Origin of the sequence: Desulfosoma caldarium, assembly GCF_003751385.1 — a bacterium.
Taxonomy (GTDB): Bacteria; Desulfobacterota; Syntrophobacteria; order Syntrophobacterales; family DSM-9756; genus Desulfosoma; species Desulfosoma caldarium.
This window is the reverse complement of the sequence record NZ_RJVA01000013.1, coordinates 65,500-83,649: the sequence shown is the minus strand read 5'-3', so window position 1 is coordinate 83,649 and position 18,150 is coordinate 65,500. Positions and strand designations below refer to the sequence as shown.

General features: G+C 56.6%; 18 protein-coding genes and 3 tRNA genes. 7 read left to right on the top strand and 14 right to left on the bottom strand.

The window, feature by feature from the left end:
- The first annotated feature begins 62 nt into the window (after positions 1-62).
- A complete protein-coding gene (locus tag EDC27_RS10680) occupies positions 63-779 on the top strand; it encodes a TSUP family transporter (RefSeq protein WP_123290626.1) in 717 nt (238 codons plus the stop codon).
- Positions 780-977: 198 nt separating this feature from the next.
- Here EDC27_RS10680 and EDC27_RS15810 read toward each other — a convergent pair whose 3' ends face one another.
- The 12 genes from EDC27_RS15810 to tadA all read right to left on the bottom strand — a co-directional run bounded on the left by EDC27_RS15810 (position 978) and on the right by tadA (position 8,611).
- A complete protein-coding gene (locus EDC27_RS15810; protein ID WP_148045739.1) occupies positions 978-1,220 on the bottom strand; it encodes a hypothetical protein in 243 nt (80 codons plus the stop codon).
- Positions 1,221-1,510: 290 nt separating this feature from the next.
- Positions 1,511-1,586 (bottom strand) — tRNA-Asn (locus EDC27_RS10670).
- A gap of 224 nt (positions 1,587-1,810) precedes the next feature.
- Positions 1,811-2,803, bottom strand: coding sequence for a pyruvate synthase subunit PorB (gene porB, locus EDC27_RS10665; RefSeq protein ID WP_123290624.1), 993 nt, complete (start codon positions 2,801-2,803; stop codon positions 1,811-1,813).
- Entirely contained in the window at positions 2,804-3,979 is a 1,176-nt protein-coding gene (locus tag EDC27_RS10660) for a transketolase C-terminal domain-containing protein (RefSeq protein ID WP_123290623.1), read from the bottom strand.
- 1 nt (position 3,980) lies between these two features.
- Positions 3,981-4,274 (bottom strand): 4Fe-4S binding protein, encoded by a 294-nt coding sequence (locus EDC27_RS10655; protein ID WP_123290622.1) that lies wholly within the window; start codon positions 4,272-4,274, stop codon positions 3,981-3,983.
- A 3-nt stretch (positions 4,275-4,277) separates the two neighbouring features.
- Entirely contained in the window at positions 4,278-4,826 is a 549-nt protein-coding gene (locus tag EDC27_RS10650; protein ID WP_123290621.1) for a 2-oxoacid:acceptor oxidoreductase family protein, read from the bottom strand.
- A 163-nt stretch (positions 4,827-4,989) separates the two neighbouring features.
- Positions 4,990-5,598, bottom strand: a complete 609-nt coding sequence (gene recR / locus EDC27_RS10645; protein WP_123290620.1) for a recombination mediator RecR — start codon at positions 5,596-5,598, stop codon at positions 4,990-4,992.
- A gap of 46 nt (positions 5,599-5,644) precedes the next feature.
- On the bottom strand, positions 5,645-5,971 hold the full coding sequence (locus tag EDC27_RS10640; protein WP_123290619.1) for a YbaB/EbfC family nucleoid-associated protein: 327 nt from the start codon (positions 5,969-5,971) through the stop codon (positions 5,645-5,647).
- 16 nt (positions 5,972-5,987) lie between these two features.
- Complete coding sequence (dnaX, locus tag EDC27_RS10635) at positions 5,988-7,766, bottom strand: DNA polymerase III subunit gamma/tau (protein WP_123290618.1); 1,779 nt, start codon at positions 7,764-7,766, stop codon at positions 5,988-5,990.
- A 37-nt stretch (positions 7,767-7,803) separates the two neighbouring features.
- Positions 7,804-7,897: transfer RNA gene (locus EDC27_RS10630), tRNA-Ser, on the bottom strand.
- A 138-nt stretch (positions 7,898-8,035) separates the two neighbouring features.
- Positions 8,036-8,131, bottom strand: a tRNA-Ser gene (locus EDC27_RS10625).
- The gene (gene tadA / locus EDC27_RS10620) at positions 8,108-8,611 is read right to left on the bottom strand and encodes a tRNA adenosine(34) deaminase TadA (protein ID WP_211334867.1); all 504 of its coding nucleotides are present in this window, start codon (positions 8,609-8,611) and stop codon (positions 8,108-8,110) included. Before tadA ends, EDC27_RS10625 begins: the two co-directional genes overlap by 24 nt.
- A gap of 148 nt (positions 8,612-8,759) precedes the next feature.
- Here tadA and EDC27_RS10615 point away from each other — a divergent pair, with 148 nt between their 5' ends.
- The 6 genes from EDC27_RS10615 to queF all read left to right on the top strand — a co-directional run bounded on the left by EDC27_RS10615 (position 8,760) and on the right by queF (position 15,196).
- Entirely contained in the window at positions 8,760-9,017 is a 258-nt protein-coding gene (locus tag EDC27_RS10615) for a hypothetical protein (protein ID WP_211334866.1), read from the top strand.
- 258 nt (positions 9,018-9,275) lie between these two features.
- The gene (locus tag EDC27_RS10610) at positions 9,276-10,757 is read left to right on the top strand and encodes a LysM peptidoglycan-binding domain-containing protein (RefSeq protein ID WP_123290617.1); all 1,482 of its coding nucleotides are present in this window, start codon (positions 9,276-9,278) and stop codon (positions 10,755-10,757) included.
- Positions 10,758-10,891: 134 nt separating this feature from the next.
- Positions 10,892-12,976, top strand: coding sequence for an elongation factor G (fusA, locus tag EDC27_RS10605; protein WP_123290616.1), 2,085 nt, complete (start codon positions 10,892-10,894; stop codon positions 12,974-12,976).
- A 114-nt stretch (positions 12,977-13,090) separates the two neighbouring features.
- A complete protein-coding gene (locus tag EDC27_RS10600) occupies positions 13,091-13,828 on the top strand; it encodes a DEAD/DEAH box helicase family protein (RefSeq protein ID WP_123290615.1) in 738 nt (245 codons plus the stop codon).
- Positions 13,829-13,930: 102 nt separating this feature from the next.
- Entirely contained in the window at positions 13,931-14,644 is a 714-nt protein-coding gene (locus EDC27_RS10595; protein ID WP_123290614.1) for a hypothetical protein, read from the top strand.
- An 84-nt stretch (positions 14,645-14,728) separates the two neighbouring features.
- Complete coding sequence (gene queF, locus EDC27_RS10590; RefSeq protein WP_123290613.1) at positions 14,729-15,196, top strand: preQ(1) synthase; 468 nt, start codon at positions 14,729-14,731, stop codon at positions 15,194-15,196.
- Positions 15,197-15,302: 106 nt separating this feature from the next.
- Here the strand turns inward: queF and EDC27_RS10585 are convergent, their stop codons facing one another.
- Entirely contained in the window at positions 15,303-16,685 is a 1,383-nt protein-coding gene (locus EDC27_RS10585; protein WP_123290612.1) for a DUF4340 domain-containing protein, read from the bottom strand.
- A complete protein-coding gene (locus tag EDC27_RS10580; protein ID WP_123290611.1) occupies positions 16,682-18,139 on the bottom strand; it encodes a GldG family protein in 1,458 nt (485 codons plus the stop codon). The genes EDC27_RS10585 and EDC27_RS10580 overlap by 4 nt, the downstream gene beginning before the upstream one ends.
- Positions 18,140-18,150: the final 11 nt, after the last annotated feature.

Sequence of the window (18,150 nt, the reverse complement as noted above, 5' to 3'; positions counted from 1 at the left end):
TGTCGTGGCCCATAGGTGTTATGAAGAAACCATATAAACATTCTTAGCTCGTTGGAAAACAGATGCTCGAACTCGTATTACTTTTCATGGCTGCATTTGCGGCTGCGGCTATCTCAGGTGCAGCGGGTTTTGGTGGCGCGCTCTTGCTCCTGCCTCTGCTGGTGGCGACGGTGGGCGCAACGCATGCTGTTCCGTTGCTGACTATCGCGCAACTTGTCGGCAATCTCTCACGGGTTGGGTTTGGTTTCACGCAAATTCACTGGAAACCCGTCGGCTTGTTTCTCCTTGGGGCTATTCCGCTCAGCATCTTGGGCGCCATGTCTTTTGTGCAGCTACCGAAAGAATTGGTGATACGTGCGATTGGGCTTGCCATTCTGGTTTTTGTTGCGCTGAAATATTTCGGCCTTCTAAAAATCAAGAGCGGGCGCGCAGTGCTTATCGGTGGTGGAGGCGTCGTTGGGTTTCTGTCCGGGTTGGTTGGCAGCGCCGGACCGCTTGGGGCTGCCATATTTCTCTCTCTCGGGTTGCCTCCGGTGGCCTATATCGCTAGCGAGGCCACGACCGCTCTTGCAATGCATGGTGTGAAGATTGCGGTCTACCAGCACTACATCATCCTGGACCGAGAGTTCTGGTTTCTGGCCGCGCTGATGGGCGTCGCTATGGTTCTCGGAACGTGGTCGGCTAAGCGCATTATTGAGCGAATGCGTCGTGAGGCGTTTCAGCGCTTTGTGGCGATCTTGTTGGTGGCTATCGCAGGTTACATGGTGTTGCATGGGTAATAAGGGCATTATCGAGTCTAACAACGCCATCAAAACGACCGTGCAAAAGCGCCGCTTCGCCCTGCTTTGGCACCCCGGTTATGGCAAACGTTAACGAATCTTCAGTTTTTCCTTTTTAGCTGCTTCGAAGCTTCTCTTTTGACTTTTCCGCCAAGCTCCTCACCGACCGTCTTTTCCTGCGTTTTGACGAGCTGCTGCTCATTCTTGAGTGGGCCGATGTGGTGCTTCTTCTTGGCGTCGATCAGAGACGCACCTTTGAGCCCCCGCATGATCCACGCCTGTCTCCAATACATGCAGTAGGTCGATCACGTCCTGCGTGGTCATGGTGCGGGAGACGCCCTTGGTTTTGGCCATCTTCTGCAGATCGACCACGATGAGGTCATGCAGTCCGCCGCTCGGCGGAATTTTTTGAGCTGGTCCGCAAGCTGCTGCGATGGTCATCCATTCGAGCCTTCGAAGCTCGACTTGGTCGTGGAACTTAAGGTTAAAAAAGGCGGGTCGAAAAACGGAGAACGGGAGCATTCAAAAGGGACATTTCCGGTGAGCGCAGGCAATCCCCGGGGGGGGGTTGCACCGCCCCTCGGACGGCGGACTTCGAAACGGAAAATCAGGGTCAATGTGCGGGTGGGCGTAACTGGGCGTGGGCCGCCGGAAACGACAAAACCCCGTGGGGATCACTCCACGGGGTTTTGCGCTCTATGAAAAACCGCTAAATTCAGCGGACTGCATTCTGGCTCCCCGGGACGGACTCGAACCGCCAACCTAGTGGTTAACAGCCACCCGCTCTGCCGATTGAGCTACCGGGGAATAGGCACCTTGGTTCTGTTTTAGCTTCCGTCAGGCGCCGCGATTGCGTAGCAAAGGCCGGGACCTTTGTCAAGCACGAATCCGCATATTCTCCTTCCCATCAAGGGCTTTCGCCGGCAAAGGCGATGAGTCCATGAGCCACGAAGATCTTTAAGCCCCATGTCCTTTGGGAATTCGCGCCGCTTTCACAGCCCTGCACGCTCAGGCACGGCCCCTTAGGGCTCTTAGTCTCCCTGGGCTTCCTCGCCTTCCTTCTTTTCCGGTTCCCCCCCGCTCATGGCGCACCGACGCAGCAGGTCCTCGTATTCTTCGTCCACCCGGCGCTGAATGTCTTCAATGTCCTTTTCCGTAAGGTGCCGAAAGCGGCGCTGCACCTTTAAGTATTCGCTCACCGGCTTGGGTTTGGCCACCTTGCGCGAAAGAATCCACCGGCCGTCGATGACTTCGTAGAGCGGAAAGATCTTGGTCAGCACCGCGAGCCGAGCTACCTCCACGGCCAAATCCGTCTCATGACGCCATCCCGTCGGGCACGGCGAAAAAATATGCACATAGGCCGGACCCGGAATCATGGCCGCCTTTTTCACCTTGTTCATAAGATCCAGGGCAAAGGCAGGAGAAGCCGTGGCCACGTAAGGAATGCCGTGGGCCGCTGCAATGTAGGCCACGTTCTTCTTCCAGGTGCGCTGGCCGATGCTTTTCTTACCCGGTGGGGACGTGGTGGTCATGGCCCCGTAGGGGGTCGAAGACGAACGTTGAATGCCCGTGTTCATGTAGGCTTCGTTGTCCAGGCACACGTAGATGAAATTGTGCCCCCGTTCCAGCGCGCCGCTCAAAGCCTGCAAACCGATGTCTGCCGTCCCCCCGTCACCCCCATAGGCAAGAAAAACCACGTCGGGCTGGTCAATCTTACCCTTGCGATTGAGGGCCTTGTAAGCCGATTCGACACCGCTGATGACCGCCGCCGCGTTTTCAAAGGCCACATGAATCCACGGCACGCGCCACGCCGTCTGAGGGAACGGGGAGGTAACAATCTCCATGCACCCGGTGGCACTGGCCACGATGACGTTTTCCCCCAGAGCCTTAAGCACTTGGCGCAAGGCGAGAATTTCGCCGCACCCCTGGCAGGCGCGATGGCCGGAAGAAAGCGGTTCAACCTCGGGGAGCTTTTTTAGGTTGAAGCCCTTGAAATCCTTGAGTGCTTCCGCTGCGATACCCATTTATTCCCTCACATTCACGATTTCGTAAGTCATGGGAAGGCCCTTGGCGAGTCCGTCGCTCGTCTTGGCCACCATCATCTCGAAATCTTCCACGGTCACATCCCGGCCGCCCAAGCCGGCCACAAAGTTCTGCACATAGGTCGAGATGCCATGATCAAAGAGCGCGGCCTTGACTTCGACGCATACGGGACCACTTTGCGTGCTGAAAGCCATGGCTCGATCCACCACCACTATGGCCTTGGCCCCTTGCAACGCCTCAACCAACTCTTTCGCCGGGAAAGGACGCCACAGCCGCAGGTGCACCAATCCGACCTTCTTGCCTTCGGCGCGCATCTTGTCCACGGCCGTCATGGCCGTTTCGGAAACGCTGCCCATGGTCAAAAGAAGGATTTCGGCTCCGTCGGTCTTGTAAGTCTCCACAGGATGATAGGCGCGGCCGAAGTGCTTTTCAAATTCCTTCCAGGCCTCCACGATGACGGGCAAGGCGCCCTTCATGGCCTCGTCCTGGGCCTTTTTGGCTTCGGTGTAGACTTCCGGCATGCCCACGGGACCAAAGGTCATGGGATTTCGAGGATCCAGCCGAAGTGCCGGCTTGTAAGGTGGCAGATACCGCTGCACTTCCTCCTTGTCCGGCATGTAGATGGGTTCGATCATGTGCGACAGAATGAAGCCGTCCAGGTTCACCATGACGGGAAGAAGCACGCGAGGATCTTCGGCCACTCGGTAGGCGTGAAGCAGAAGATCCACCACCTCCTGGCCGTTTTCGGCCACCGTTTGAATCCAGCCCGTGTCCCGGGCCATCATCATGTCGGCATGGTCGTTCCAGATACTGATGGGAGCACTCAGCGCACGGTTGGCCACCGCCATGACAATGGGTAACCGAAGGCTCGAGGCGATGTAGCATATTTCCGCCATGAGGGCGTAGCCCTGGGAGCTTGTGGACGTGAAGGTGCGCGCTCCGGCCGCTGCCGCCCCCACGCAGGTGCTCATGGCACTGTGTTCCGATTCCACCGGTACAAATTCCGCGTCCAGATGTCCGTCCGCCACCAGTTCCGAGAGATGTTCCACAATGTGCGTTTGCGGCGTGATGGGATACGCCGCGATCACGTCCACATCGCACAACCCCACCACTTCGGCCGCGGCGATGGAGACTTCCATTCCCACTCTCTTGCCCATCTTACTTCTCCTCCTGCACCATTTGGATGGCGTCCTTGGGACATTCTCGCGCGCAAATGCCGCAGCCCTTGCAGTAGTAATAATTGGCCTCGTAATATCCCTCGGCCGTCCGCGAATAGACCATATCTGGGCAAAAGATGTAGCACTGGCCGCACTTGATGCACAGTTCACGGTTGGTCACGGGGCGCATGGAGCGCCAGTCGCCCGTTTTCAGCTCCGCTGCCGTCCCCGGTTCCATTAAGGTGCACCCCAGGGCCAGGTCCTTCCACCGTACAATTCCCGTTTCTTTGGCCACCGCTTATTCCTCCACTACCGTTTCTTCGTAGGCTCGCTGGCACGCTCTGAGGTTCTTTTCCGCTATGGGGCCGAAGCGCTTTTCCACGGGGCCGCGCAGCGCGTCCAAGGTGATGACGCCCGTGGCCTTGATAAGCGCCCCCAGCATGGTTGTATTGGTGATGGGCACTCGAAGGGTTTCCACCGCGATGGTGCTGGCGTCCACCACGGCTAAGCGCCGAGTCAATCCCATGGTCTTTCGCAGTTCGTTGGCGCTGAGCCGCGTGTTGACCACGACGATCCCATCTTGCGGAACCCCGGCTTCCACATTGACGATCTGCAGCAAGGTCGGATCCAACACGACCACAATGTTGGGGTTGTAGACCTTTTCCCGCGTTCGAATCTGTTGATCACTCACGCGCACAAAAGCCATGACGGGCGCACCCCGCCGTTCCGGGCCAAAACTGGGAAAAGCCTGGGCGAATTTGCCCTGTTCAATGGCAGCCAGGGCCGTCAGTTCCGCCGACGTCACCCCTCCCTGTCCGCCTCGACCGTGAAACCGAATCTCCACCATAGACCGACTCCATTATTTGTTCGCAGGTTCAGGGCAGGACCGCTCGCGCGGCGGGGTCTTGTGAGGCTGGGTCTTTCGCGTGTCTTTTCGATCCCATCAGACCCCATGATCACTCAGGGCTTTATATCGACTCCTTTCCTCAAGGGTCAAGCCATTTTGCGCCTCATTGCACATGTCGGCGCCCTTGCAGGGCTCTTTCCAAAGTGACCTTGTCGGCGTATTTCACATCGCCGCCCATGGGAATGCCCGAGGCGATGCGGGAGACGCGAACGGGTCGTTTTTCCAACAGCTTGGCCAAATAATTGGCCGTGGCTTCCCCGTCCCCGGTGGGGTTGGTGGCCAAAATGACTTCCCGAATCTTTTCCTGCTCCAGGCGTTTTAACAATTCGGGAATGCGTAGATCGTTGGGGCCGATGCCGTCCAGCGGGGCCAGGGCGCCCTGCAGCACATGGTAGCGCCCGCGATACGCGCCCGATTCTTCAATGGCCAAAAGGTCGGCGCTGGTTTCCACCACGCACAGTTCGCCCGTCTTACGGGACGGATCGGCACAGAGGCCGCACAGGGATCCGTCCGTGAAATGAAAGCACACGGGACAGGTGCGAATCTCCCTTTTCAAACGCTCCAGATTTTCCGCCAACCCGTGCACGTAGTCGTCGGGCGCTTTCAAAAGAAACATGGCCATCCTCGTGGCACTCTTTTCACCGATTCCCGGCAACTTGGTCAGCCTTTGCACGAGTTCCCGCAGCACGGGAGGATGGGCTTTGGTTACCATGAATGTGAAACCTTTCTTGCCGTCGGCTTTCCAGGCTTTCGACCTGTTAAAACAGGCCGGGAATATTCAGCCCCGGAGGAAGTTGGACACCCCCGGCCAGTTTACCGACTTCTTCGGCCATCATTTGCTGCGACCTTTTCAAGGCCTCGTTGACGGCCGCCGTGACCAGATCCTCAAGCATGTCCACATCGTTCGGGTCCACCACCTGAGGATCGATGGTGATTTTGAGGATTTCCTGGCGCCCATTGGCCACCGCCGTCACCATGCCACCTCCCGCAGACGCCTCCACCGTGCGATGGGACAGTTCCTCCTGAACCTCGGCCAATCGTTTCTGAAAATTCTTGAGCTGCTGAAGCGGATTGAATCCTTTCATCGTTTTCGTCGCCTCCTCATGTCGTCTTGTCGGTCCGCCCTGTGCGGCGCCGTGCGGGTTTTTGCGGCCGAACCGGCCGGATTTCCACCAGTTCCCCTCCCAGAATTTCCAGCGCCATCTGGACCGCCGGGTGCCGCAATACAGCACTCCTGGAGTGGACGGGGTCTTTGCGGGCCCGGGCGGAGGGCTGGGGTTCGATCTTCTTGACGGAAAAGGTGATGCGCCAGTTCGGTCGCTTGCCCTGAAAGTATTGCGTCAAATGCTGCAAAAGCGTCTTTTCGGTTTCTCCGTTTTTGATATTCTCCTCATAGATTTCCAAAATTTCTACATTCAGCCCATCGGGCGTCGCCGTTGCCGTACTTTTGTGGAGCTTGGCCGCGGTCACGGGATCCCGCTGCTCGAGCCACCGGCAAAAATTTTCCCACTGCTTAGCCCCATCTTCCGGGGCTGGACCGGTGCCGAAATCCGTCCTCGAGTCGCCGGCATCGAGAGACTTTTCCGGAACGCTTGCCTCCGCAACGGTCTGCCGGAAACTCCCTGCCGAGGCGGCGGCCTCAACGGGTGCCGACTTGGCCCCTGGCGCAGGCTCCAAACCCTGAGGTTCTCGCAAGGAGGGTAAGGCCGAGCCCTGTTCCAGCCTTGGCGACCATGGACCTTCTGCGCGTTGTTCCAATCGCTCCAAAATCTTTTCCACAGATTCGGCTCTGGGAAGGCAGGCCAGGCGAAGAAGCAGCATTTCCAAGGTCACTCGAGGCAGCGAAGCCCTTCGAATGTCTTCTTCGCCCGAGACTAAAATCTGAAAATACTGAAAGAGATCTTCCACCGTGGTTTGATTCACCAGACGCTGCAGCCTTTCCGCTTCTAGTCCCAGGGCATCCGGCGGAGTTTTCGCAGACGGCGCACGAAAGGCCATGACCATGAGGTCCCGAAAGAGTTCGCAGAGCCTTTGACAAAAGCGACGGCTGTCCATGCCTCGTCGATAGATGCGTTCCACCACGTCTAGACACGCCGCGGGGTCCCGCCGCACCACAGCCTCTGCTGCCGCCAAAACACTTTCTCGGTCCACGACCCCAAGAAGGTCCAAAAGCTCGCGGTCTTGCTGGTCGTCGCCTCGCAAGGCCAAAAGCTGCTCCATAAGGCTTTGGGCATCGCGCATGCTGCCGTCGGCTTCCCGGGCCACCGCATCCAAGACCGAGGCGGACAACGCCACCCCTTCCTGTTGGGCGATGCGTAGAAGCTGGGCTTGGATCTCCTCCGTGGGAATCCTTCGAAAGTCGTAGCGCTGGCAACGGCTGAGAATGGTTGCCGGTATCTTGTGCGGCTCGGTGGTGGCAAAGATGAAAACCACGTGGGCCGGCGGCTCCTCCAGGGTTTTCAGAAGGGCGTTAAAGGCCTCCGTGGTGAGCATGTGCACTTCATCAATAATGTAGACCTTGTAGGCGCTCTTGACCGGTCGGTATCGAATCGTTTCGCGCAACTCTCGAATACTGTCGATACCTCGATTGCTGGCCCCATCGATCTCCAGCACATCCACCGCCCGGCCTTGGCCAATCTCCGAGCAATTGGAACATCGATTGCATGGCACCGGCGTCACGCCCGTCTCGCAGTTCAATGCCTTGGCCAAAATGCGGGCCACGGACGTCTTGCCCACACCGCGCGCACCTGTAAACAGATAGGCGTGGGCGATGCGGCCGGATTGCACCGCATTTTTGAGCGTTCGGGTCACATGAGGCTGCCCGACCACTTCCTCAAAGGTTTGAGGACGATACTTTCGGGCCAGGACCAGATAGGACATGGGGGTGTCAAAGGCATGGGTTCGTGGAACATAAAAGTGGCGGAGAGAGAGGGATTCGAACCCTCGGTTCCGCTTTTGACGGAACACACGATTTCCAGTCGTGCCCCTTCGGCCAGCTCGGGCATCTCTCCGCAGCGCACTCCATCACGCCGGTGGCAAAGAACAATGAAACCTCTTTTGGGGCAAGGCTTGTGGCACGCCCCACGATTCGCGGACCACGCTTCACGGGGCGCCTCAAGCCGGAAGCCGCCTTTTTTAGCAACCTGAACTGGCGGAGAGGGTGGGATTCGAACCCACGTGCCCTGCTCTTCACAGGACAAGTCGATTTCGAGTCGACCCCGTTACGACCACTTCGGTACCTCTCCGCATCGCCGGTGCACGGGCTTGCGCCGATCTTGAAAAAACCGGGCCAGTCGTTGCGCGCATTCGTCGCGACGAACCCCGCCCAGAACCGCAACACTATGATGGAAACACCGGGGCCTTGTCAAGTCCACAACACTACCGGCCGCCCCCGCCTTGGGATCAAAAGCGCCAAAAACCACGCCGTCCACTCTCGCCTGAATCAAAGCCCCCAGGCACATGGGACAAGGCTCCAAAGTCACGTAGAGCACCGTGCCGGAAAGCCGGGCGTTGCGCAAGAGCGCCGAGGCGCGCCGAAGGGCCACTATTTCTGCATGGGCCGTGGCATCTCGCTGCGTCACGGTGAGGTTGTGGCCATGAGCCCACACCACGCCGTCCAAACCCACCAGAACGGCCCCCACCGGCACCTCTTCACAGGCCATGGCCCGGTCCGCCTCACGAAGGCTCAGCCCCATGAAATACTCGTGGTCCAGCACCTCCAGCACGCTCGGCGCCCTCTCTTGCCTTTCAGCGGCCTCAGCCCTCAACGACCGCCGTGATTCCCCCTTCGGGACCGTTGCACCGTTGCTTTGACGCGCCGTGCTTCTTAGTTTAATTCCATTAAACCCGCAACAGCAATGTGAGGAGGCTTCCATGACCATCAAAGACACCAATGAATCCCCTTTTTTTGTGAAGCGCTGTGGCATGGCGCGCGTTTATGCCCCCGCCGCGAATCGGGAAACACCCAAGAAAAACCCTTGTCCTGACTGCCATTTTTGCCTGCAGTGCTCGGAGGCTAGATGCCAAACCTGCCGCCGAACGGCGTGCGGGGGCAAGCGATTGAGCTTTGCCGAACAAATTGCCCTTTACGAACGCCTCAATGCTCGGGATCGTTCCGAAACGCCCCGCTAAATCCAGGTCCCCTTTGGAAACGGCCGGGAAAATGCCCTAATAAAAAGCCTTCTTCAAAATTGGACTTGTTATATTTTTCTCATGTCCTTGACACGACATGCATTTTTTCTTTGACAGATTTTTTTTGCTTCTTTAATAAGAGCATGTTTTCACGATCCTCGGCGCGCCACAGGATGTTCCATGGGACGGTGCGCCCATCGAGGTTTCACCGTGGCGGGCGTGGGCTCGCCATACGATAAGAGGCGACTCGATGCGTAGATGGTAAACCCCGAGCGAAGGAGGGACATCCTGGAACGGGCGAGCTACTTTTTCGGCAGAGGGAAAAGATTCGCCGGCCCACACCGTTTTCGGGCACCCCGGCGTCGGTTTGTGAACCTTATCGGCATCACGGCCACCTTCTGCACTTGCCTGGCGTGGTCAGCCGCAGCGCAAGCTCTGACCCTTTCCATCGGAAAACCCTACAAAGGCCGTTTGGTGAACGGTATCCAGTTCCCCACCCACATGGGGGGGTACACGGTTCGCAATCCGGAACTGGCCTACGCCACACCCGAATTGATCGGCAGCCTTTTGGAGGCCATCGAGGCGGTGCGGGATAAGTATCCCAACACCGTGGACCTGTTCATCGGGGATTTTTCTGCCCGGAACGGCGGTCGCCTCAAAGGCCACAAGTCCCATCAAAACGGGCGGGACGTGGACGTGGGCATGTACGCTCTCGGCAATAAACGGCTGGACCGTTTCGTTCCCATGCATGCGGGGAATCTGGACGTGGCCAAGACCTGGACGTTCATCGAAGCCTTGATCCGCACGGGACGGGTCCAGTACCTTTTTGTGGACCGCAAAATCCAGAAATTGCTCTTTGACTTCGCCCTGTCTCGTGGGTTTGACCGGGCACTATTGAACCGGCTGTTCAATGATGTGGGCAGCAGGTCTACCGATGCGGCCATTCGACACGAGCCACGCCACAACGATCACATTCACGTACGATTTTATGCGCCCTGGTCCACCTTGGCGGCCCAGGTCAATCCTTCGGACACCGAAAAAAGAGCCCTCATTGAATTGGCGCAAGCCGGGTTTCTTCCCAAAAAGGTCCTATACTATGTGGACAAGAATCAAACCGACCTGGCCAGCTTGGCCCAGAGCTTCGGTGTGCGTCTGGAAGACCTGGCGCGATGGAACCATCTCGACCCCCATGCGCCCCTGACCCCGGGTACCCCTTTGGTGTATTATCGGCGAGCCTTTGAACTGGAACCCGTGCACCTTGCAGAAAGCTTAAAACCTCGAAATCTTTTCCCTCTCGAACCTGTGCGGGTGGCCTCGGTGGCTTCCCTTCCTCCGGTGGACGTGAGTTCCTGGAAGCGCTCAGAGCCTCAGAAAGTGACAGCCAAAACGCACACGGTGCGCCGTGGCGATACTCTTTGGTCGTTGGCTCGTGCTTACGGTCTATCCGTCACGCAGCTGGCTCGCATGAACAATCTCAGCGTAAAGAAACCGCTTCCAGTGGGATTGAAGCTCATCGTGGGTTGGTCCCATGGGCAGGTTTCCGCCAAGCCGCCTCTCAAGGCATCGCCTCAATCCCATAATGCCCAGCAAATCATTCATAAGGTGGCTGCGGGGGAAAACCTGTGGGTCATCGGGCGCCGGTACCATGTGGATGTGCATAAAATTGTTTCGGCGAACAAGCTGAGCGACCCCAGCAAGATCAAGCCGGGAATGCGCCTTAAAATTCCTCCACCGTCGTAAAGCCAGACTTTCTTCTTTCCTTATCCGCGAATTTCTGTTAAGGACGACAACCCCGACGGGCACGGAGCTGCGAGTGCCCGTTTTTGTTTTGTTTGAGGCGGGCAACTTTTGCGCATCGTATCTGGAGACGATTTATGACGAAGGATTTGACCACCCTAAGAAACATTGGCATCAGCGCCCACATCGATTCGGGAAAAACCACGCTGACAGAGCGCATCCTTTATTACACGCAAAGGATTCATGCGATCCACGAAGTCAAGGGCAAAGACGGCGTGGGGGCCACCATGGATTCCATGGATTTGGAAAAGGAGCGCGGAATCACCATTCAGTCCGCGGCCACCCATTGTTTGTGGAAAGGGCATGCCATCAACATCATTGACACGCCGGGCCATGTGGATTTCACCATCGAGGTGGAACGGGCGTTGAGGGTTCTGGATGGCGCCATTTTGGTGCTGTGCGGTGTCGGTGGTGTGCAAAGTCAGTCGGTCACCGTGGACCGGCAAATGAGACGCTACAGTGTGCCACGGATCGCCTTTGTGAATAAATGCGATCGCGCCGGCGCCAATCCCCTGAAAGTGGCCGATCAGCTTCGGGAAAAGTTGGACCATGTGCCCGTGCTTCTGCAGATCCCCTTGGGCCTGGAAGCAGACCATCGAGGCGTTGTGGACCTGATTCGCATGAAGGCGCTGACCTTTGAAGGGCCCAACGGCGAAGACGTTCAAGAACACGAGATTCCTCAGGACCTTCAGGCCCTGGCCATGGAAAAGCGCGAAGAGATGCTGGACACGCTCTCCCTCTTTTCCGATGAACTCACCGAAGCGATTCTGGAAGAGACGGTCACCGAAGAGATCATTCATCGAGCCATTCGCCAAGCGACCCTGAATCTTCAAGTGACTCCCGTGCTGATGGGGTCCGCTTACAAGAACAAGGGCGTGCAACCTCTCTTGGATGCCGTGCTCCGTTATTTGCCCAGCCCGGCCGATGTGGTCACGACGGCCCTCGACGCCGATCTGAACAACGAGGAAGTCCCCTTAAAGTCCAGCCCCGATCTTCCATTGGTCATGCTGGCCTTTAAGCTCGAGGTCACCCGCTATGGGCAATTGACTTATGTGCGGCTTTATCAAGGATCCATCGAAAAAGGATCGACCATAGTCAACTCGCGCACCGGCAAGGTTGCAAAAATTGGGCGCCTGGGCCGCATGCATGCCGATAAGATGGAAGACATCGAATCCGCCGCCGCCGGCGATATCGTGGCCCTTTTCGGCATCGATTGCGCCTCAGGAGATACGTTCACCGACGGAAGCCGACGCCTGACCATGACCTCCATCTACGTGCCAGATCCGGTCATCTCCTTGGCCATCAAACCCAAGGACAAAAAAGCGGAGATAAACATGAGCAAGGCTCTGGCGCGCTTCACAAAGGAAGACCCCACCTTTCGCTCTTTTCTGGACGAGGAGACTGGAGAAACGCTCATTTGCGGCATGGGCGAACTGCACCTGGACGTTTATGTGGAGCGCATGAAAAGGGAGTACGGAGCGGAGGTGGTCACCGGCCAACCCAAAGTGGCTTATCGAGAAACCATCACACAAAGGGCCGATTTCGACTACACGCACAAGAAGCAAACCGGCGGCGCGGGCCAGTACGGCCGAGTGGCCGGATTCATCGAGCCTTTGGAAGAAGGAGACTACGCCTTCGTCAACCGCATCACCGGCGGCGTCATTCCTCAGGAATTCATTCCCTCATGCGACAAAGGGTTTCGCGCTTGCCTCAAGAAAGGCCCTCTTGGAGGCTTTCCCATCACGGGGGTGCGGGTCACCATTCATGACGGCACCACCCATCCCGTGGACTCCTCCGATTTGGCCTTTCAACAAGCCGCCATCGGCGCTTTTCGGCAGGCCTTTGAAAAGGCCAAGCCGCAGCTCATGGAACCGGTGATGCGCGTGGTGGTGGAAACGCCTTCCGAATTTCAAGGCGCCGTGCTGGGCACCTTGAACCAACGGCGCGGCATAATTATCAGCACGGCGGAAGACGGGGCCTTTACCAGCATCGAAGCCGAGGTGCCTCTGTCGGAAATGTTCGGCTACTCCACCGTACTTCGCTCCGCCACCCAGGGCAAAGCCGAATTCACCATGGAATTTGCGCGATACAGTCCAGTGCCCAAGGGTCTTGCCGAGGACATCATCAGAGCACGCAAAGAGGAATTGGGCTCAAAGAACTAGTCAGCTTTCTTGACTACCCTTTGCACCGGTTTGTGAGGTAGTATAGATTGACTGAGCAATCGGCATGGACGGACAGCGGACAGCCTCCTCAGACTTTCTCAAAGGAGCGTTTTTATGACAGCTTTTGATGGCTCATCGCCCTTTCCAACGACGTTTATTCATTCCTGCCTTGGAGACCCTCTGCGTTCCGGGCAGATGGGAGTGCTTTTGGCCCGTGCAGGCGTCGGCAAAACGGCCTGCCTGACCCTCATCGCTCTGGAAGGGCTCGCCCGCGACGAAAAAGTCCTTCACATCTGCATCGACGAATTGCCCGATAAGATCAAGATCTGGTATGAGGAATTGTACCGCAACTTCAAGAACGCCGTGAAAGACGAGGCGGTCCTCAAAGGCCTCAAGGAAAACATGGTGTCGTCTCGGTTCATCATGTCCTACCTACACCACACGTTCACTCCGGCCAAGTTGGAAGAGAACCTGAAGAGCTTGCGGGACCAGGTGCTGTTCACCCCGACCCTCATCGTCCTGGACGGCTTGGACTTTGAGCGAGTTTCACGCAAACAGCTGGAGGCGATTCAACAGACAGCCAAAAAATACGGCACCGCCGTCTGGTTTTCATGCCGCATTCATCGCCATATTGACATCACCAATGACAAAGGCGTGCCATATCCATGCCATGAAGTGGACGACCTTTTCCATGCCATTGTTCTTCTTAAACCAAAGGCGCAGGGCATTTCCATGGTCGTTTTAAAACACGGGGACATATACCCACCGGAACACGCGGCTCTGGTGCTCAATCCTCGCACATTTCTCGTAGCCCAACCGCAGGACAATCTGCCGGCACAACGCTCCCTGTAAACCCCGACAACCTGCGAGCTTTCCCGAACATTTGGACCCAGCCGGCACAGAATGGGTTGGGCACTCGAAGGCGCAAAAGGTGCGTTCCCGGGAGGTGGCTTTGTGGAAGACGATCTCATTACGTGTCTGACACGGCAGGTCAAAGAGGAAGTTCTCGAGAACTATCTGACTCAACGGCGCCTTATCGAGCTGGAAACCGAGGACGTGGAAACTCAAGCGAAAGCCGTGCGTGCCTTGGCTCAAAATGTCGGCAAGCGCTTCACCCGCCTGGGTTACTTGACCATGGACCCGGAAATGCTCAAGACATTGATCGCCATTCTAGACATTCCCCAGGACTCCTATTGGCGTGAATGCCTTGAAAAGCCATTTGCCCGCGGTGTGCGCTTTATCAAGGTCACGGCCCTGACACATAAAGGCAAGTTTCGCAAACTCCTTCTGGAATCCTATAACCGATTGCTCGCCTGGATGGCCAAATACAAGGATGCTTTTAAGGACTTGGAGTTGGAAGTTCGAGCGCTCAACGCGAACATTCAAGCTTTTCAATCCAACTTCGACCTCTTGACCATTTTGAACTTCCTTAAGAGTCTCGATGTGTGCGGCCTGGAACAAAAACATTTTTTAGGAAGCAACTTTACGGCGGAAGAAATCATGTCCATCGAAAAAAAACTCTATATTCACCCCCACAAATTTGAACGATTTCAGCTCCCGCCTCCCTTGGATCTTCCTGCACCGGCTTTGGTTCAGGATGCTTTGGGAAAACTTGCCGATGAGGTGTTTCGCAAGCACCACAATCAAATCAAACGCCTGATGCGCTGACGGGACTTTGCCTCAAGTCGGTTTCTTGGGGAAAACGGCTAAGGACCTCGTGGACGCTGATATAAAAGAACAGGGAAAACGCCCATGCCCCATCAAGATTCGGATCAATTGACCCTGCTGGGACGGCCCTCACCCCTTCCGAGCCACCCGGATGAAGCCGTTTTGGAGACTTTTGCCAACCCTCATCCCGACGTGGACTATGTGGTGCGGCTTACGGCCCCCGAATTTACGACCCTGTGCCCCATCACGGGACAGCCCGATTTTGCGGTCATCATCGTCGATTATGTTCCCAGAGCGCGGCTTGTGGAGAGCAAGTCCTATAAGCTATTTCTCGGCAGTTTTCGTAACCACGGCACCTTTCATGAAGCCTGCACGGTGGCGATTCTCAAACGCCTGCAACAAGCCATGGATCCCAAGTACTTGCGGGTGGTGGGGCTGTGGTATGCCCGTGGTGGCATACCCATCGACGTGGTGGTCGAAACGGGGCAGCTTCCCCCGGGATGTCACCCTCTGCCGCTGGAAAAAACCAGCTACAGGGGAGGGCGCGAGTAGTTTTTCGGCGGCATGCCCCGTTCCAGGATGTGAGCGTTTCCGACAAGCTGTTGAGCAGATGAAAAGCCCTCATCTCCAGGCAAGAAGCATCCTCGCGGGGCCTTTCTTACTTTGAAGTCTTTTCCTCCGAGGGGCTTTTCAAGACTTCCTGCAACTTTTTTTCAATTTTCTTTAATTTTTCTGTCTCAACAAGGTAAGCCTTGCCGGACCCGGAGCACAACCGCACGGTGTCGGTCTTTTGGTCTTCGGACGCCCCGGGCCATGAGAAAACCAGGGGATCGCCTTCTTTGCGGTACAAACTCATGCGGTGCCAACCCGCCTGCTGCCCGCATTGTCCCTCGGCATCTTCTGCCTCCTCGTATTCCAGGTCCTCCCATTCCCAAAATAGGGGACGAATGCGCCAGGATTCTTTGAACACGCGGCGGCTGCCATCGGCTTTCACTTGAACCCAGGTGCCATCGTCTTGAAGGATCATCTCACCCTTTTCCTCGCCCATGGCATATTCCATGCGGGTGATGTCCTTTGAGTCGAACCTTGCCACGGATCGGTCTTCCACATCGCGCACGGACTTTGGCAACTCCTTCAGGACCGCACCGTCCACGGTCACCGGCGTCTTCAGTTGTGAACTGAGGGCCACATAAGTTTCGGGCTCACCCTTCTTGCGCCCGATCTGCAGCGACAACTCCGATCCATCGAAGCCTTGCAACACCACCTGGGCTTCGGAAACCCCGCCTTCCAAGAGGGCAGAACCTTCCCCGGTCCCTTCCAAGAAGTTTTTGGCGCGCAACCAGCGGATCTGGTTCAGGACATTGTCCACTTTGGATTTTTTGACACGCCTTTCAGGTTCGTCGGCACAGCGCCACGCGTCCTTGTTCTTCGCCTCGCGAACCAGCTTCACCTGATGTCCGTCAGCCCAGGACACGACGAGATTTTGCACATTCTCGTCTTCAAAGTTCAAAAGATCCCGTCGCCGAAGATCCTCCGGGGCTTTGTTCAAGGCCTGCACCTGGCCGGAGGCGACAAGAAACACCACATTTTCATCTTCCCTGGCCGCGTAATGGCTTTCACCCGTGGGGTTCTTGGATCCCAACCGCAGTCGGTGCCAGGTGTTTTCAGAGAGAAACCGCACCTCCTGCCCGGGTTTGGCCAGGCCGTACAGCTCCATATCCTTGGCGTCAGTATCCACATCGCGGCTCTTTTCCAGTTCCACCAGGGAATGAACCAAGGTCTTCACAGCTCCTTGATCGGCTTCTGCAGACACGGGCTGATCCAAAACCCAGGCACCGTCTTTCTTGACCAGATGAACCGTGGGCTTGCCTTCCACCTCCAGATACACTTCCTCGACCGCTTCCGCGCTCACCGCAAAAACCTTCTTCTTGATCTGTTCCGCCTCGTCCCTTTCCCGTTTCATGACAATTTCGAAATAGTAATAGTAGCCTCCAAGAAGCACCAAAACGAGGAGGTAAAGGAGCGCATGACGCCACTTCATCGCTGCGACCTCCGAACCCGGTACACCCCGAATCCAACAAGCACAACGACCATGGGCACCCCGACCACGGACGTCCAAAAGACCATGCGGGCTTGGGGTGCCGTGAGCATCAAAGTCTGAGCTTTTTGCATTCTGGGTTCAATGCTGATGAGAGTCTCTTCTTCGGCAAGAAAATGAACCATATTAAGGAAAAGGTCACTGTTTCCCGAAACCCCGAAATGGGTATTGTCCACAAAATCGGAATCGCCAAAAACCACAAGGTATCCCAGAGCCGGCTTGGCGTCGGTCTTCTCCACGTCTTGGGCTTCCGCATCGGCGTCTTGAGCTCCATTCGAGCCCTGGGATACCGAAGGTTGCTCGGAAGCAACCTTTTTTGTGTCCACGGCCGCCAACACGCCCAACGACACAGGGCCGGGTTTGTCCTTGTCTTGTTCAAAAATGGCCTCACCGCGATAGAGTCGATCCAGGTCCGTTTCCGCCCAAGCATTTTCCGATGTGGACGCCAAGGTCACCAGGGTCACGCCGTCGGGAGGATCATCGACGGGAGTCACGGACCGCGCTTCGGAATAAAAGGTGGCCACATTGAACCCTTGGGTGATCTTGTGCGACCCGTACTGGGTCACCACGGGCATGAGGTAGCTGCCCCCAAAAACGCGACTCAACTTATCGATGATCATGTCATCGCCAAGAACAATTCCGTATTTTTGAAGAAAAGAGCGCACGCCGCCGTCTTTTTCGGGATCGAGGAAAAACACAAGCTTGCCACCCCGGAGCAGATACGTTTCAAGGGTCGCCACTTCTTCGGGAAAGAGGGGTTTTTGAGGACCCGCCACGATGACCACCGCCGCGTCCTGCGGCACCTCGGTTTGTTGCATCAAATTGAGAGACTTGATCTGCATGTTTTCCTTGACCAAGGCCGATCTGGCCGAAGAATATCCCGCCTTTGTCATGTCGTCAAAAGAACGCTCACCATGACCCGTAAGGAAATACACAGTCTTGTCTTCTTGGCGGCTGAGTTTGAAGAGCGCGTTGGTCAAAGCTTCTTCGTCGGCACGAAGCACGGTTTCCTTGCGGCCCAAGCCTTCAACCACCAAAACGCCGTAGTCCCGAATTTCATATTGGCGCGCCAGTTGGGGCTCTCGGTCCGGGTCGATGAATTCATAGTGAAGATTCTTATTATAGTATCGGTAGGTTTCCAAAAGGTCCTTGGCACGCGACGCCTCAGGAGCCCCTGAGGCAAAAAAGGCCTTGATCGTGATGGGCTCCTCAATGGACGCCACCACCTTTCGGCTCTGTTCGGACAAACTGAACGCGCCGGTTTCCGTGAAGTCCGCTCGAAGCGGGTGTCGTTCGGCAATAAGGGCCACCAGCACCAGAATGGCAAAAAAAACCACGGTGGAAAAAACCGCGCTGGATCCGTAATGCAGCCGTCGCGATTTCAATATTTTCGGCATCTTACCAGGCC